The sequence below is a fragment of the Cytobacillus oceanisediminis 2691 genome, assembly GCF_000294775.2.
Taxonomy (GTDB): Bacteria; Bacillota; Bacilli; order Bacillales; family Cytobacillaceae; genus Cytobacillus; species Cytobacillus pseudoceanisediminis.
In genome coordinates, this window is sequence record NZ_CP015506.1 from 3568145 (window position 1) to 3584080 (window position 15936).

The 15936-nt window shown below is 41.7% G+C and carries 17 protein-coding genes; 3 read left to right on the plus strand and 14 right to left on the minus strand.

Annotated features, from left to right (window positions below; translation table 11 throughout):
• Positions 1-216: 216 nt before the first annotated feature.
• From A361_RS17930 to A361_RS17990, 14 genes are all read right to left on the minus strand, one after another.
• Positions 217-888 (minus strand): hypothetical protein, encoded by a 672-nt coding sequence (locus A361_RS17930; protein WP_009333528.1) that lies wholly within the window; start codon positions 886-888, stop codon positions 217-219.
• 20 nt (positions 889-908) lie between these two features.
• Positions 909-1577 carry a GNAT family N-acetyltransferase gene (locus A361_RS17935; RefSeq protein ID WP_009333527.1) on the minus strand — a complete coding sequence of 223 codons (669 nt, stop codon included), beginning with the start codon at positions 1575-1577 and terminating at the stop codon, positions 909-911.
• A 3-nt stretch (positions 1578-1580) separates the two neighbouring features.
• Positions 1581-2456 carry a carbon-nitrogen hydrolase family protein gene (locus A361_RS17940; RefSeq protein WP_009333526.1) on the minus strand — a complete coding sequence of 292 codons (876 nt, stop codon included), beginning with the start codon at positions 2454-2456 and terminating at the stop codon, positions 1581-1583.
• Between the two features lie 126 nt (positions 2457-2582).
• Entirely contained in the window at positions 2583-2933 is a 351-nt protein-coding gene (locus A361_RS17945) for a nuclear transport factor 2 family protein (protein ID WP_226280783.1), read from the minus strand.
• A 103-nt stretch (positions 2934-3036) separates the two neighbouring features.
• Positions 3037-3492 carry a hypothetical protein gene (locus tag A361_RS17950; RefSeq protein ID WP_019381192.1) on the minus strand — a complete coding sequence of 152 codons (456 nt, stop codon included), beginning with the start codon at positions 3490-3492 and terminating at the stop codon, positions 3037-3039.
• Positions 3493-3634: 142 nt separating this feature from the next.
• Complete coding sequence (locus A361_RS30000) at positions 3635-3775, minus strand: hypothetical protein (protein WP_019381191.1); 141 nt, start codon at positions 3773-3775, stop codon at positions 3635-3637.
• Positions 3776-4107: 332 nt separating this feature from the next.
• A complete protein-coding gene (gene nagE, locus A361_RS17955) occupies positions 4108-5484 on the minus strand; it encodes an N-acetylglucosamine-specific PTS transporter subunit IIBC (RefSeq protein ID WP_019381190.1) in 1377 nt (458 codons plus the stop codon).
• Between the two features lie 146 nt (positions 5485-5630).
• Entirely contained in the window at positions 5631-6890 is a 1260-nt protein-coding gene (locus A361_RS17960; RefSeq protein ID WP_019381189.1) for an exo-beta-N-acetylmuramidase NamZ domain-containing protein, read from the minus strand.
• Between the two features lie 187 nt (positions 6891-7077).
• A complete protein-coding gene (locus A361_RS17965) occupies positions 7078-9192 on the minus strand; it encodes a glycoside hydrolase family 3 protein (RefSeq protein WP_019381188.1) in 2115 nt (704 codons plus the stop codon).
• A 69-nt stretch (positions 9193-9261) separates the two neighbouring features.
• Complete coding sequence (locus A361_RS17970) at positions 9262-11001, minus strand: serine hydrolase domain-containing protein (RefSeq protein ID WP_019381187.1); 1740 nt, start codon at positions 10999-11001, stop codon at positions 9262-9264.
• Positions 11002-11339: 338 nt separating this feature from the next.
• Positions 11340-13055: an ABC transporter ATP-binding protein gene (locus A361_RS17975; RefSeq protein ID WP_019381186.1), complete on the minus strand. Its 1716-nt coding sequence runs from the start codon at positions 13053-13055 to the stop codon at positions 11340-11342.
• Positions 13056-13227: 172 nt separating this feature from the next.
• The gene (locus tag A361_RS17980) at positions 13228-13671 is read right to left on the minus strand and encodes a threonine/serine exporter family protein (protein WP_009333516.1); all 444 of its coding nucleotides are present in this window, start codon (positions 13669-13671) and stop codon (positions 13228-13230) included.
• 29 nt (positions 13672-13700) lie between these two features.
• On the minus strand, positions 13701-14453 hold the full coding sequence (locus A361_RS17985) for a threonine/serine exporter family protein (RefSeq protein WP_009333515.1): 753 nt from the start codon (positions 14451-14453) through the stop codon (positions 13701-13703).
• Between the two features lie 200 nt (positions 14454-14653).
• Positions 14654-14977, minus strand: coding sequence for a MerR family transcriptional regulator (locus A361_RS17990; RefSeq protein ID WP_009333514.1), 324 nt, complete (start codon positions 14975-14977; stop codon positions 14654-14656).
• Between the two features lie 181 nt (positions 14978-15158).
• Between A361_RS17990 and fbpA the strand changes: the two genes are divergently transcribed.
• The 3 genes from fbpA to A361_RS17995 all read left to right on the plus strand — a co-directional run bounded on the left by fbpA (position 15159) and on the right by A361_RS17995 (position 15933).
• Complete coding sequence (fbpA, locus tag A361_RS29500) at positions 15159-15323, plus strand: Fur-regulated basic protein FbpA (RefSeq protein WP_019381185.1); 165 nt, start codon at positions 15159-15161, stop codon at positions 15321-15323.
• A 13-nt stretch (positions 15324-15336) separates the two neighbouring features.
• Positions 15337-15474, plus strand: a complete 138-nt coding sequence (locus A361_RS30540) for a hypothetical protein (RefSeq protein WP_019381184.1) — start codon at positions 15337-15339, stop codon at positions 15472-15474.
• A 150-nt stretch (positions 15475-15624) separates the two neighbouring features.
• Positions 15625-15933 carry a PadR family transcriptional regulator gene (locus A361_RS17995; protein WP_019381183.1) on the plus strand — a complete coding sequence of 103 codons (309 nt, stop codon included), beginning with the start codon at positions 15625-15627 and terminating at the stop codon, positions 15931-15933.
• Positions 15934-15936: the final 3 nt, after the last annotated feature.

The window sequence follows — 15936 nt, forward strand, 5'->3', positions numbered from 1 at the left end:
ATCTCCTGCTTTTCAGCTTTCTTTTTACAGCCGGAACAACATATTTTTTCACTAATGAAGCACCGTTTTTTACAATGACTGCTTTTATTAATCTTTTCAATGCCATGAAAGAATCCCTCTTTTCGGTTTGAACATTACTTTATATTCTTTACCTTTTTAGTATGTCCGTTAAACATTGAATGCAAAAAAGCCCTTGAGGCAAGGGCTTTCTGCTGATTATAAAGGAAGCAGGGATATTTTTTCTTTTTCTTTCAGCTGTTCAATCATTCCATACCACTCCTGCGGTTTAGCCGATAGAACAGCGTAATATTCTGAAAGGAAATTAATAACCAAGCCAGAAGGAATCTCTGTGATTTCTTCATCTGCTGGCATGAAGCAAAAATCAAGTCCCTTAACTGCTTCCCCATCATTTTTCCAAGAAGGATGAAGATATGGGAAATCAAGCTTCTTATAGCCCATATGAGACAAAACCTCCCGGCGGACGAATGGGTTCATTGGCTTGGCACCGCCAAATTCATGGTCTTCAATTCCATAAGGATCATAAATTTCTGCAAACATGCCAAATAGCTCTTTACCGTTTTGGCCGGCAAGCTCGTCAAGATCCTTGGATCGATTTCGTGCAAGGAAACGGCCAAGGCTTAGGCCCTGACGGCCAATGATGGTAAAATCAGTCATGGCAATATTCCATTGCGGATAGTAGCGATATTCGGTAGCACCGACCACATCACCTTCATGAACAGCCGCAAACACACGAATTCCAGAATCTTCAAGAGGTTCCTTCCACAATTCAAACTCCAGTACTTCTTCAGGAGGAAAGACTTCTTTCATCAACTCATGCATTTTAACAAAAAGAGGATCATGAATACTCGTAATTCTGATATATTCCAATGTACTATCTCCTTTGCCGCTTATACCTTAAATGGATTGTTCCACTCCATTAAGGCACCGTAATTAAGTGACTCCTCATCTTCTAAATAATTTTCTGCAACAGTAAGCGGAGTTCGGCCGCACCTCAGCAAAAATGTGATAACCGGATCTTTCTTCTTCCCATCGATCAATTGCTGAAGATATTCCTGGGCAGTCAATTCATGGGCGAATTTATGGTAGCCAGGCATCCGCCCCCCTCCAAGCAAGCGATCGAGACCTAATCTAATGACAACCTGATACATAGCCTGCATCATTAATTTGCCCAGCCCAAGTTTTCGGAACTTGGGTCGGACACTAATATCAACAATATATAATGTTTTGCCTTGAGGATTATGATTGCGAATATAGCCGCTGTCGGTTATTTCTTCCCATGTATGCTCCGGGTGGGAAGGATCAAAATCAACAATCAGCCCAGTTAAAGACCCTGCTAATATTCCTTCAATCTCGATGCAAAGTGCACCATCCTGAAAGAGCTCCACATGGTTAGTTAATTGCTCCTTATTCCACCATAAATCCGAAGGAAAAGGGGGCGGAAAGCATTCAGCCTGAATGTCAATTAATTGATCAAAATCCGCTTTAGTATAATTCCTGATTACAGCAGGCACCGGCTTATCCCCATCAAACACATAAAATTCGCTTCTATATGCCATTTTTCATCCTTCGATATTTTCTTTTTCCCAGTCGACATACAAATCCGTTCTGCGGTCGCGCCAAGTCGTAACAGAACCGCGTTCTCGGACTTCATATAAAAGGCTAAGGTCAAGGTCGGCAGTCACAATCATATCGTCATTCAACTCGCCTTCCACCATAATCCCTTTTGGCGGAAAAGGAATATCATTCGGTGTAATGACAGCAGCCTGGCCGAAATTGGCACGCATAAAGTCGACAGTAGGCAGGGAACCAATTGTTCCTGTGACCACAACATATACCTGATTCTCAATAGCTCTTGCATGGCTTGTATAGCGGACACGGTGGAAACCATGCCGGTCGTCCGTGCAGGAAGGACAGAAAATAACATCTGCTCCTTTTGCTTTTGCCATACGGACGATTTCCGGAAACTCAATATCATAGCATGTCAGGATGGCTATTCTGCCTTTATCTGTATCAAATACACGGAGGCCTTCGCCAGGTGACATATTCCACTCATGGACTTCAGTAGGAGTGATATGCAGTTTAGCCTGCTCTTCAATCCGCCCATCCGGATAAAATAAATGAGCCACATTATAAAGGCGGCCATCTCTGTTAATAACGTGTGTACCGCCAATAATATGCATTTTTGTATCTTTAGCAAAATTGGAAAATAGCATTTTATACTGTTCTGTAAAACCAGGCAATTCATTTATCGTCAGACTTGTTCCCTGCTCGCTTCCAATGGACAAAAGCTGTGTGGTAAAAAATTCAGGAAATAAGACAAACTCCGATCCGAACTCCTGTGCAGTTTTAATGTAATGCTCACATTGCCCGGCAAACTCTTCAAACGAACGAATGGTGTGCAGATGATACTGCACAGCAGATACACGAATTTTCAATGTACTCCCCCTCATCAGAAAATGTATAGATGAGTATCACTCTATCTTTTAAAAATTATCAATGATTTTCCTGCATAGCACAATACTTTTTTAATCGGAATACGAAATTTTTTAATTAACACTATTTTATTTTACAAACCAGACTTTTTGAATTTTATCTTCTTCAATTTCATACATTGCTATTGCATAAATAGACTGACCGTTTGCCCTTCCAGTAACATATTCATAATCAATAACTATATTTCCTTTTGCCATTCTGGAAATCAGCTCAGCATGCTGATTTGGATTGTTTTTAAAAAGCTGGCTGTACCTCTCCCTCATTTTTTCTTTTCCTTTATACATAACCTCGTCCCCAGGGAATGTCATAACTGTTACATCATCACTATATACTGCTAAAAATTCATCAATGTTCTGCCGGTTATAAGCATCAAGCTGCTGCTGAGCAATCCTTCCTGTTTTTTCTTCCAATTGGGACACCATCTTTCCATCGTTTTTCTTTCTATCCTAAGGTTTTATAGCACGCCGGTCTAGTTTTGTGCCATAAAAAAAGCATTACCCGTAAAAGTAATGCCTTAAGTCTCTATTTTAATAATTTGCTTAATCCTGATATAAGCCCAATACCTTTTTTAAAATCATTGTTTGCTGCATTAAGTACTTTTAAATATAGGCTTAAAAGGGAAGCGTTTTGTTTCTTTAATTCAGCTACCTCTTTTCGAGTTGTTTTTAATTCGGATCTTATTGCCTCCATTTCTTTTTGCAAGGAAACAAGTTCTCTATTTTCGATGTCTGGAATCTCTTCGATAGCTGCTCCATCTTTATCTTCAGGCGGCTTTTGAGAGATTTCCCCGACCAGTCCCATTAGGGAGTCATCCTTCAATATCTTATTGGCCATTTTAAATAAAGATCCGAAATTGATATTATTTTCATCCTTCAGTAAATTTGCTGCCAGTTTTTCTACAGCCTCGGAATTATACCGATTCTTATTGCTTGCCGGTTTTTCAGATGAATTCTGCTGTTCTGGTTTATTTTCCTCCATTTTTATCCCGTCCTTCTTCGTTTTCACTCACTATTCTATGAAACTGCAGTATATTTGGAATGGACAAACATACAGGATTAAAAGATTTTATTTTTTCATACGAAAAACCCTGGAAATATACCAGGGTTTCTGTAATTTTTCTTTAAGCGTCATTTGCAGAGCATCCCAAAAGGCTGCAAATTGCCTCCACGATGGCACCTTCTGCTGAAGGTACAAGAATGCTTGCCAAAAGTAATACAACGGCTAAAAGAATGACAATTAACACCGTTAATGGTTCTACCATGATGATATCCCCCCTTTAAAGTCAATTAGCAAGGGAACCCTTACGTAGACATGTTATGTTTAAAATTTGGACATGCTTAAACTACTTTCCTATACTGAGAAAAAAGGGCGCTTGTCCATGGGGGATAACACTTAAATTTGAAAAAATGTCCATCCTATAAATTTAATTTTTTACTGTAAAGCTATTAAAATTATGATTTGCAGAGATCATTAAAACTTAATTACTATATGAGAAAGCATATATTTCATCAGTTCCTAAGGGGAATTTAAGGCACCCTTGTAAAACTATATGTAACAAAAGCTGGCCCCCGTGACAGAGAGCCAGCTTTTCATTTACTTCTTTTTCAATTCATTTGCCAGAAATTCAACATCCGTTCCAACAATAACCTGCAGACTGGTTTTGCTGAGCTTTATTACCCCTTTTGCCCCCAGCTGTTTTAAATGCCCTTCATCAACCAGAGCTATATCTTTCACCTTTAAACGAAGGCGGGTTACACAATTATCGATTTCTTCAAGATTTTCTCTGCCGCCCAAAGCCTCCAGATAAGCATCTGCCGCTTCAGCATAGTTGCCTTTAATAGCGGTATTCCCTTCAAATTCACCTTCAATTTCATCTTCCCTTCCCGGCGTTTTCAAATCCAGTTTCTTAATGAGGAAATAGAAAACCACAAAATACAGAAGGCCATAAAGGAGCCCTATTCCCGCAAGCAGCACTGGCTTCTGGGCAATGCCGAAGTTTAGAATATAATCCAGGGCGCCTGCTGAGAACCCGAACCCATGATGAATATCCAGCGCATAGGAAATGGACATAGCCAAACCTGTTAAAATAGCATGAATAAAATATAGTACCGGTGATAAGAACATAAATAAGAATTCAATCGGCTCTGTAATACCGGTCAGGAAGGAAGTAAATGCGAGGCCTGCCATCGCCCCTGCCACCGCTTTCCTCCTTTCCTTTTTAGCAGCTGCAACCATGGCAAAAGCAGCGCCCGGCAGACCAAACATCATGATCGGGAAGAATCCTGTCATGAAAATTCCTGCAGATGGATCTTTTGCAAGGAAGCGCCATAAGTCTCCTTTAATGACATCCCCGGCTGCATTAGTAAACTCACCAAACTCAAACCAGACAAGCGTGTTCAATATATGATGGAGCCCAACCGGAATTAATAATCGGTTGAGGAATCCGAAGACTCCAACACCTGCGGCACCTGCACCAATAATCCAATCGCCCACACCGTTAATGCCTGCCTGGACCGGCGGCCATACATACCCGAACAAAAATGCAATGACAATCATAACAAGTGATGTGATAATGGGCACGAACCGTTTTCCTCCAAAGAAACCAAGCCATTCCGGCAGCCTAATATCATGATATTTATTGTATAATAGCCCTGCAATAATACCTGAAATGATTCCCCCAAAAACACCCATATTGACCGTTTCGTTTATCGCTGCGGCACCTTCAGTCAGCACAAAATAACCCACTGCACCGGCGAGGGCAGCGGCCCCGCTGCCATCCTTAGAAAAACCGATGGCAATCCCGATGGCAAACAAGAGAGCCAAATGGCCAAACACAGCATTCCCGGCTGCAGATATAAACGGAATGCCTAAAAGGTCATCCTGTCCCAGCCTAAGCAAAAGTGCAGCAGCAGGCATGACTGCAATCGGCAGCATTAAAGACTTGCCAATCTTTTGTAAAAACCCCAACATTTTTACACACCTCTTTCTGCATGGATTATTACATAATATGAACAGGCTTTATAATTCAGTACCAGGCACTATCAGTATTATGCCGACCCGCCATATAATAAAAAAAGAACCCGGGGCATTTTGCCGCCAAGTTCTTTCCTGCGAGTTTAATAGAGTAAATATTCTTCACGTGTCTTATTGAATTGTTTTAATTCTTTCTGCCATTTGGAGGAGATTTCTTCAACTGGCTCCCCTTCCTCAATGTCTTCACGGACCCAGCCATTGCCCAGCAGATTGTCAAAGAATGAAATTCCTGCACTGTTCTCGGCACGGAATTCGAAGTCTTCCGGATACATATCATGGATCGCCTTCACGATATGAAGTCCGGTCTCGACAGGCTTGAATGCATCGCGATGTGTAACATGAATTTGAATCCCATGTGAAAGCTGTCCTGCATGCTTAGAGAAGCTTGGTGTAAACGAAGCAGCTCTGAAGGTTACCCCCGGAAGATTAAGACTGTTCAAATGGCCAGCCAAATCATCAGCGTTGATAAATGGAGCACCAATTAATTCAAACGGCTTCGTTGTTCCGCGTCCCTCAGAAACATTCGTCCCTTCAATCAATGCAGCTCCCGGATATACTAAAGCAGTTTCTAAAGTGGGCATATTAGGGGACGGCATGACAAACGGAAGGCTGGTGTCATCATAATACATTTCCCGCTTCCAGCCATTCATTTTGACAACAGTTAAATCTGCACCAATTTCGAACTCTTCATTGAATAATTCGGCCAATTCACCTACAGTCATCCCATGCCGGAGCGGGATCGAATAATTCCCCACAAATGAGGAATACTTCATATCAAGCACAGGTCCTTCAACCTTTGTTCCACCTTGAGGATTTGGCCTGTCCAGCACGATGAAAGGGATATTGTTTTCTTTTGCTGCTTCCATTGCATATGCCATTGTGTATATATACGTGTAGAAACGTGTTCCTACATCCTGGATATCAAACAGGAGCACATCGATATTTTCCAGCATTTCAGGCGTAGGCTTCTTGGTTTTTCCGTATAAGCTGTAAACAGGAAGCCCTGTCTTTTCATCGATATAATACTCAACATATTCTCCCGCCTGTGCACTTCCGCGGACTCCATGTTCCGGACCATATAAAGCTGTTAACTCCACATCGGGATCATTGTGCAGAATATCGACAATGCTGTTCAAATTCTGGTCTACCCCAGTCGGGTTTGTAATTAAGCCCACTCTTTTCCCTTCTATGAGATCCTTCTTATCATTTAAAAGAACTTCAACTCCCAGCTCGAATTTCTTTTTCTTGCCTTTTCCTTTGCCATTGCCGTTATCTGCAAGCACAACAGTCAATGAAGAGAGTACGAGAATCATTGTCAAAAATCCCATAAACCATTTCTTCATATATTTTCCCTCCTTGATCAGAAAAGCGGAAGCTCCTTGCCCATCCCCTACATCTTGGTGGGGAAGGGGGTGGAGCTAGAAAGCTTCTAAAATTCCAACGATAAAAATTCTACTAATATTAAGAATGAAGGCACAGGCAAAACCCTAGGCTGCCTGTACCCCTTCCTATTTAAAAATAGCAGTGTGCTTAATAGCTCAATCCATGGCCAAATTCAAATAAAACACTGCCATCTGGACCCGGAATTGTTACAGGCAATTTACCTGAAGGATTAACCTGGCCAAAAACAACACCTGCAGATGCATCAAAGCTTGCCGTCCTGAATCCGTATTGCGCAATGTAGGCATCAACTTCCGGATAAGCCATGATGTCATATGGGTTACGGATGCCAACCGAAATGACTGGAGCTTCTGATTCAGCAATGATGGAATTAACCATTTTCATCTGAGCGCTGTCCGGTGAGCGGCCTGATACATTAAACGTATAGGAGCCCACAATAACAGCACTGGCATTCCTGATTTGCTGCTTCTGCTCTTCCGTTAATGCATAGCTTGAGGTTTGGATGACCGTTGTGTTTGCATGAAACTTACTGATTGCGTTCTTTAAGTCTGCAATATACGTATTGCCGACAACGACTATATTATCTTCAGGAGATAATTGCAGCGGCAGTGCATCTCTTTCATTTTTAACCAATGTGACTGAACGTTCAGCTGCTTCTTTTTCTATTTGTTTATGTTCTTCTGATCCAACAATCTCAAGTGCGTTTGCAATTTTTTCATCGATCGGCTGTGGTGTCTCTTCTTTAATAATTCCCCGCTTTATTTTCAGAGTTAAAATTCGTTCAACTGATGATTCAATGCGTTTTTCTGATATTTCTCCATTCTCCACAGCATTCAATAGCCCTTCCGCAACTTCCTGAAGGCCAACAGGCATTAGCACAATATCTGTTCCAGCTTTTACTGCTCGAATGGCCGCGTCAACTGGTCCAAAATGTTCGGCAATGGCATTCATATTCATTGCGTCTGTTGTAATAACACCATCATAGCCCATTTCTTCCCTCATAAGTTCTGTCAGCACTTTATGGGAAAGTGTGGCCGGAACTGCAATTTCCTCACCAGTTTTTTTCGAGATTGCTTTTGTATCATCAATCTTAGGGAAGGTAACATGTGCTGTCATGATCGCATCAATCCCTGCTTCCATTCCCTTTTGGAAAGGATACAATTCAACTTCTTTTAGACGTTCTTTGTCATGTGGGACTTCAGGCAATCCAAGATGGGAGTCTACTGCTGTATCTCCATGTCCGGGAAAGTGCTTTGCTGTAGCGGCAACACCTGCTGATTGCAATCCTTCGGTATAAGCAACACCCATGTCAGCGACAAGCTGCGGGTCCTCACCAAATGAACGAACGCCAATTACCGGATTGTCGGGATTATTATTTACATCCATGACAGGCGCAAAGTTCATATTTATGCCGAGTGATGCCAGTTCCTCTCCAATCGCCTTGCCGACCTTTCGGGAAATTTCTTCAGAACGGGCAGCTCCTAACGCCATATTGCCAGGCATGTCCGTTCCTGATTGAAGACGTGTAACAATTCCGCCTTCCTGGTCAATCGTCATTAATAAGCCGAATTTATCGGCAGCTTTCTGATAGTCTGAAACCAGTGAGGCTGTCTGTTCTGTTGTCACCACATTTTCACGGAATAATATGACCCCGCCAAGATGATAATCTTTTACCAGCTTCTCAATTTCCGGCAGCATTTCAGTGACATTTTTCCCCTTCCAGGTGCGGAAATCAGGCATCAGCATCTGGCCGACCTTTTCTTCAATGGACATGTTTTTCACTGCTCGGCTAATAAGATCATACCGTTTCCCATGCTCCTTAATGATTTTCACTTTAAAAGCTGGCTTGCCCTTGCTGTGCTTTTTGCCGTCAGGTTTTATTTGAAGTGCAATACGGTCCTTATATACTCCGTCCGTTACACTGATGAAGGTTTTTCCTGGCTTCCCCATTAAGGTGATATTCCCCGCCTGATCAACTGCTGCAACATTTTTATTTGAAGATTTCCATTTCACACCATCTGAAATCCCCATGAAATGGCCTTCTTTATAGACATGAAGCGCCTTTAATTGAAATGCTTCTCCACTAATTTCCGTACTGACATCAGGCACATTCTGAAGGATGATTAAATCCTTTGCTGCACTTTCTGCAGAGGCTTGTTTCAAGGTTCCTCCGATCCATAACTGTGAAACGGCAAGTGTAATTGCGAGAAGGGAAATGAACATTATTTTACGGGCTTTAACCATTTCTTCCACCGTCCTTACTGCATTAATTTCATATGCTCTTAAGCTTACTTTTCACTAAAAAATCGAATGCTAGTAATTTCTTTTTTTCCACCCGTTTCCTGAGAAGGCAGGCGTCACTTTTTGGCCATCTGAAAGTCTGAGTTTTACATTATCTACATACCAGCCTCTGCCGTTTACTGTACTGTCTGTCTGGTATCGGAATCGAATGTGGGAGGTTCCTGCAGGAATCGTTAATTTTTCGTTTTTCCAATCGATGCTGCTGCCTGTTAATGGCTGTGTCGCCTGTGTCCAATTGACGCCATCCTCTGATACCTCTACAAAGGCCATATCCGCATTGGTTTCAGTTCTGTACCAGGTATCAAACGACAGGACCGCCTCTTCAGTGAGATCCACTTTAGCCGTTAAATTGTGCTGAATTTTATCTCCATATCCTGAGAACCAGGCATCTCCTTTTCCAGGGATTGCAAGAGGAATGGAATCTGCTACCTGTCTTGCAAATGCCCGCCTTGCAATATTCGTTGTAACCGTATTTCTTGATGGATGGACGCGATTTGTTAAGAGAATCGCAATCGTGCCATTATTCCGGTTTATTACAATGGATGTACCAGTGTACCCTGTATGCCCAAGCGAAGTTCCCTCTGATAAGGCATCCATGAACCATCCCTGACCAAGCTCCCAGCCAAGGCCATGATCATTACCAGGAAATTGAGGAATCTGGTTTTGAATCAGCATTTTCACCGTCTCTTCCTTTAAAATCCGCTTGCCGCCATAACGCCCGTCATTCACATACATATGGGCAAGTTTAGCAAGATCGGATGCAGTGGAAAAGACACCTGCATGTCCGGCAACGCCATCAAGGGACCAGGCATTTTCATCATGAACTTCCCCCCAGACAATTCCCCTGCCGATAGCAGGCTGGTATTCCGTTGCCGCAATCCGGTGTTTCAAAGATTCAGGAGGATTATACATCGTATCCTTCATACCGAGGGGGTTGGTTATCCGTTTTTTCACAAACTCATCCAGGCTTTGTCCTGACAGGCGTTCGATTATTGCGCCGAGCGTAATCATATTCAAATCGCTGTATGTATACGCTTCACCCGGTTCATTGGCCAATGGATGTTTAAAAACGATTTGCATGCGATCGTCTCTGCTGCTCCCTTGTGAATATAAAGGAATCCATGCAGTAAATCCTGAAGTATGTGTCATCAGCTGGCGAATTGTTACATTTTCCTTGCCGTTTTCAGCAAACTCTGGGATATATTTCGCAACAGGATCATCCAGCTGAAAACGGCCATCATCATACAATATCATCGCAGCAGTCGTTGTAAAAATCTTACTGATTGAAGCCAGATCAAAGATTGTATCTTCCGTCATTTCAATCGGATTCTGCGCTTCAGTGAATTTATCATCCGTATAGCGGTAGGAATATCCGTATGAATCATGTTTGACAATATGGCCCCGCCTTGCGACAAAAGTGACAGCACCAGGCATGACACCTTCTGATATCATCTCTTCCATCAGCGGATCGATTTCATTGAGCGGCTGCTGAACCATTCCAGCTCCCGCCGCTGAACCTGGATGAAGAATAGGAGAAATCGGCCCGGGGCGATCCCATGAAAAAACCGGATGAATTTTGTGTTTCACATCTTTATGATTCTTCCTTTCCATTGTTGGCTTAACTCCTTCCGCGCCCTGCGCAGATGCCGGATATGCTGCCGGAATAAAGAGTGATGTGCTAAGTGCTGCTGATAGCGCAATAAGCTTTGTTTTATGTTTCATACTGCCTCCTTTAATTTTATGAACTTTCATCAGCCAATAACCTCCTTTATGTTTGAAAGGGTTTACATACTGTAAGATTAATAGAGTTAGAGTATAGTTGTCTATACCACATAAGTCCTGTTCTAGTTAAAAACTTCCATATATTTAATTAAAACGATAGTTCTTTTTGACTATTCTGAAAATTATGCATTTCATTGATTGACTCCATGATTTGTTTGCAGATTTCCCAAATTTCATTTGTAAAAATGAATGCTTGTTTGCTAGTTTTCTACTATTCTTTACATTTTTTCCAGGTTTGTTTGATGAAACAGTATTTTTGCATAAGTCTCCATTTAGACAAAAAAGCAGAATCCATTACGGATTCTGCTTTATCTTTGAAATTGCACATTATGGAGGCCTGCGAAGATCCCGCCCTGTTCTATTAACTCATCATGTGTACCTTCTTCGGCTATGCCGTCTTCTGTAACAACCACCACTCTGTCTGCATTTCGAATGGTTGCAAGCCTGTGGGCAATCACAAGTGTAGTGCGGTTTACGGCAAGCTCATTCAACGCAGTTTGAATAATCTGTTCGGTTTCTGTATCCAATGCCGAAGTTGCTTCATCCAAAATCAATATCGGCGGATTTTTCAGGAACATTCTCGCAATGGCAATTCTTTGTTTCTGTCCGCCAGACAGCTTTAGTCCCCGTTCCCCAATTTGAGTTTCATAGCCATCCGGAAGAGATGCAATGAAGGCCTGCAGGTGAGCTTTTTGAGCTGCGTCCGCAATCTGCTTGTCTGTTGCCCCAAGCATTCCGTAAGCTATATTTTCTTTCAGAGTACCGGTAAACAGGAAGACATCCTGCTGAACAATGCCGATTTGCGATCTCAGTGATTTTTTTGTCATGTCCCTGATATCCATGCCATCGATCTTAATGCTTCCGCTATTTACATCATAAAAGCGTGGAATCAAAGAACAAATCGTTGTCTTTCCTGCACCTGAAGGTCCAACAAAAGCAACTGTTTCACCTGCTTTTATTTGAAGGTCAATCCCCTGAAGCACCGATTTATGCTTGTCATAACTAAATGCTACATCTTGAAAGCGGATATCACCCCTTAAGGATTCAACCTCAATGGCATCTTTTGCATCCTCAATCTCCGGCTCAGTATCAATAATTTCCAAAAAGCGTTTGAAACCAGCCATTCCTTTTGGGTACAGTTCCATCAGGGCGCTAATTTTATCAATCGGTTTTAAGAGTACATTTACATAAAGCACAAACCCGACCAATTCTCCATATGATAGCTGCCCGTTGAAGCTCAGCCAGGAACCGTACACAAGAACAATCAGCGTAACTAATCTGGTCAGCATATAGACTCCGGAAGCACTGAAGCTCATAATCTTATATGCTGCAAGCTTGGCAAGACGGAATCTGCCATTGTTTTCTCTAAATCTTTTAATCTCATAGCTTTCATTTGTAAAAGACTGAACCACACGCACTCCAGATACACTATCCTCAACCTGTGCGTTCACATCGGCAATTTCACCGTACATCCTTTTCCATGCTTTGTTCATTTTAATATTGCAGAATGTAATCAGCCATACAAGAAAAGGAAGAACAAATATCGTTACAAGAGCGAGCTTTACATTGATCGTCAGCATAATCCAGAATGCACCCGCAAACGTCATGACCGCAATAAATAAATCCTCCGGGCCATGATGAGCAAGCTCTCCGATATCCATCAGATCATTTGTCACCCGGCTCATGATATGCCCTGTTTTGGTATTATCAAAGAAGCGGAAAGACTGCCTTTGAACGTGCTGAAAAAGCTGCTGCCGCATATCTGTTTCGATATTGATGCCCAGCTTGTGGCCCCAATAGTTAACAACAAACTGCAGAAGTGTGCTGGTCAAATAAAGAGCAAGCAGGCCGGCACTTACAGAAACAATCATGGACCAATTCCCGCTTGGAAGCAGGCTGTCGATAAACCACTGAACCGCAAGCGGAAAGCCCAATTCAAGAATTGCCACGAATACCGCCGAACTAAAATCAAGAATGAATAGGCGCTTATGTGGCCTATAGTAGCTAAAAAACCGTCGGATCATCATAATCTCCTTTTTCTGAAAAAATCAAACATAATAGGATTATAAATTCACCAGGAATATAATACAAGAAAAACCCGTCCCTATTTATTTCCTGAAACGAGTCTGATAGTTAGAGGTTATATTACGGCTTTATTCCTAAGAAAGGCCGATGTAATCGTACTTCGCAGTTATTTTAGATTCTTGATTTAAACTGAACTTTACGGATCATTTGATTGATTACCTCTGAAATGACAAGTCCTACTGCGATTGCCCCTGATATCATGAATGCTTTCGCAGCCAGCTGAATTGCCGTATTATAATCATTTTCAACAAAATTCCGCATTGCATTATAAGCAATCCCCCCTGGGACCAATGGAATGATGCCGGCAACACTGAATATAATAATAGGTGTTTTATACATTTTGGCAAAAATCTGGCTGATCACTGCAATGGTAAAAGCAGCGATTAATGATGAAATGACAGCATCATACTGCCAATTGACAAGCCAAATATAAACAAACCAGCCGACCATCCCGACAAACCCGCATTTCAACAGTGATTTTTTCGGAGCGTTGAAAAGCACTCCGAACCCTGCTGAAGCAATAAAGCTTGTAATCATATGTGTCAACATAAACATACGCATATTCCTCCGCTAATGCATTTCATTTAGAAAGTGAATACAAGAGCAATCCCAGCTCCAATGGCAAATGCCGTCAAAAAGGCCTCAGCCCCTTTTGACAGACCAGAAACAAGGTGCCCGGCCATTAAGTCCCTGACTGCATTTGTTATCAGCAGCCCCGGAACGAGCGGCATGACTGAACCGATGATGATCTTATCAAGTTCTGTTCCCGCTCCTGTGTACACAAAGAAATAGGCGATAAGGCCAATTAGTAATGAAGCAATAAATTCAGAGAAAAATTTAATCTGGACCACTCTATGTACGTATATAAAAGAAACAAAACCAAGACCGCCTGCAATCATGGCTGGAATAAAATCTGTCCAGCTTCCAAGGAACATAATTAAAAAGCACCCGCTTGCAATGGAGGCTGCAAGAATCTGCTGATAAACAGGGAAAGTATAGTCGGCACTTTCAATTTCCTTCAGCCTTGCCAAGGCTCCCTTTCCATCCAGTTCACCGCTGCTGATCCTGCGTGAAACTCCGTTCACTAATGTTACTTTATACAAATCCGTTGACCGTTCTGAAATCCGAATCAGCTTTGCCGGTTCAGTTCCATCCGTTGAAAATATGATTCCGGTTGGAGTCACATAGCTATGGGAGTGCGGTATACCCAGGGAGGCTGCAATCCTGGTCATTGTGTCCTCTACCCGATAGGTTTCTGCACCGCCCTGAAGCATGATTTTCCCGGCAAGCAAGCAGATCTCTATTACTTCTATTGTTGGAGGAAATTCTTTCCCCATTCTTTCACCTGCTTTACAGATCAAAATTTAAAACCTTCATATATAGGGTTACATCTTAACGGAAATGGTAAACGAAAGAAAGACCTTTTGTCTAAAATTTATATAAAAATGTTTCGTAAACTCCGGCAGCATATTCTAAAAGGCAGAATTAAAGCTGAATAAAAAAAGCGATTATCCCTTGCAGAATAATCACTTTCCCATTATTTCTTCCGGATTCCAAACTGCGCATTAAGCTGACCCTGAATCATTTTTGAACGTGATGCCTGATCGTCTTTTTTCTTTTTTCTCTTTAATTCCGAGCGGATTTCTTCCGTTCGGACTCCCTCCTCCCTTTTGTTGGCTATGTCGATGAGCGTCTCTACATCGCTAAAAGAATACTTCCTGCTCCCGCGTTCTGATCTTTCAGGGAAAATCAATTTCCTCTCTTCGTAATACCGTATCTGCCGTTCACTAAGTCCTGTCAGTTCGCTGACCGTCCCAATCGAAATGACTTTTCTGGTTTTGTAGGATGATTCACTTTCCAATCATGTCACCTCAATCTAACCATTTTCTTTCATTATACTAATCTTTCAAACATTTTCATCAATCCTGTCAGAAAATCTAACAATACAGCAAAAACAATGTAAGAAAACTTAACATAATACATGAATATGAGCTAAATTTCTTTTAGAATAAAAAAACATTAAAGGAAAGGGGAGATAATGAATGCAATATTTACGGAAGGCGATTGAGAAAAAACGGCAATATCTAATCGGCCTGCTGGTCAACTCTGGAAGCGAATATCAGCATTCTGAACCGGCTCTGCAAAAGCTGACCTTAACAGAACTTGAGGTAATATTTAAAAAACACAGCAATCGAAACCGTTATTAATCAGGGGGCCCGTATGGAAACTAAAAATACAATAGATTTGGCGAGAAGAATTATTGAACTCGATTTACTGCGTGATCAGCTATGGGAAAGTTTAACGGCAGCAGCCGGTGATTATGCTTATGAAATTTTAAGAAATGAACAAAATAGTTAATACTGGAACGCTTGGAAAAGCGTTCTTTTTTATGTCTATGTTAAAGTTTTGTAAATTTATAATTCCCCCTTTTTTTGTCCTCATTATTTTGGTATCATCCTATTATCGAATTCCGATATCGGTTTTCGAAATTAATAAGGAGGCATTTGCTTGGAAGATAAAATATTGCGTAAGCTGTTCCTGGGGTTTATTCAAATCCATATACTTCACCATGCAAAGGAACATCCTGTTTTCGGCGCTTGGATGGTGGAAGAGCTGAAAGAGCATGGATATAGCATCAGTTCCGGAACATTGTATCCTATCCTGCATTCGATGGAATCAGACGGGCTGCTTCATCAGGAGAAGAAAAATGTAGATGGCCGAATCCGAAAATATTATACTGCAACAGAAAAAGGAATTTCGGTGCTGGAGGAAGCCAGAAAAAAAGCTTATGAGCTTTTTAAAGAGATTAAAGACTAAAGG

What these genes read in the sequence shown, in the direction of transcription:
- A361_RS17985 (WP_009333515.1), bottom strand. Translation starts at nt 14,453, where the DNA reads ATGGGGAAAGAATTTCCTCCAACAATAGAAGTAATAGAGATCTGCTTG.
- A361_RS17960 (WP_019381189.1), bottom strand. Translation starts at nt 6,890, where the DNA reads ATGAAGAAATGGTTTATGGGATTTTTGACAATGATTCTCGTACTCTCT.
- A361_RS30000 (WP_019381191.1), bottom strand. Translation starts at nt 3,775, where the DNA reads ATGGTAGAACCATTAACGGTGTTAATTGTCATTCTTTTAGCCGTTGTA.
- A361_RS17950 (WP_019381192.1), bottom strand. Translation starts at nt 3,492, where the DNA reads ATGGAGGAAAATAAACCAGAACAGCAGAATTCATCTGAAAAACCGGCA.
- fbpA (WP_019381185.1), top strand. Translation starts at nt 15,159, where the DNA reads ATGCAATATTTACGGAAGGCGATTGAGAAAAAACGGCAATATCTAATC.
- A361_RS17975 (WP_019381186.1), bottom strand. Translation starts at nt 13,055, where the DNA reads ATGATCCGACGGTTTTTTAGCTACTATAGGCCACATAAGCGCCTATTC.
- nagE (WP_019381190.1), bottom strand. Translation starts at nt 5,484, where the DNA reads ATGTTGGGGTTTTTACAAAAGATTGGCAAGTCTTTAATGCTGCCGATT.
- A361_RS30540 (WP_019381184.1), top strand. Translation starts at nt 15,337, where the DNA reads ATGGAAACTAAAAATACAATAGATTTGGCGAGAAGAATTATTGAACTC.
- A361_RS17965 (WP_019381188.1), bottom strand. Translation starts at nt 9,192, where the DNA reads ATGGTTAAAGCCCGTAAAATAATGTTCATTTCCCTTCTCGCAATTACA.
- A361_RS17970 (WP_019381187.1), bottom strand. Translation starts at nt 11,001, where the DNA reads ATGAAAGTTCATAAAATTAAAGGAGGCAGTATGAAACATAAAACAAAG.
- A361_RS17935 (WP_009333527.1), bottom strand. Translation starts at nt 1,577, where the DNA reads ATGGCATATAGAAGCGAATTTTATGTGTTTGATGGGGATAAGCCGGTG.
- A361_RS17980 (WP_009333516.1), bottom strand. Translation starts at nt 13,671, where the DNA reads ATGTTTATGTTGACACATATGATTACAAGCTTTATTGCTTCAGCAGGG.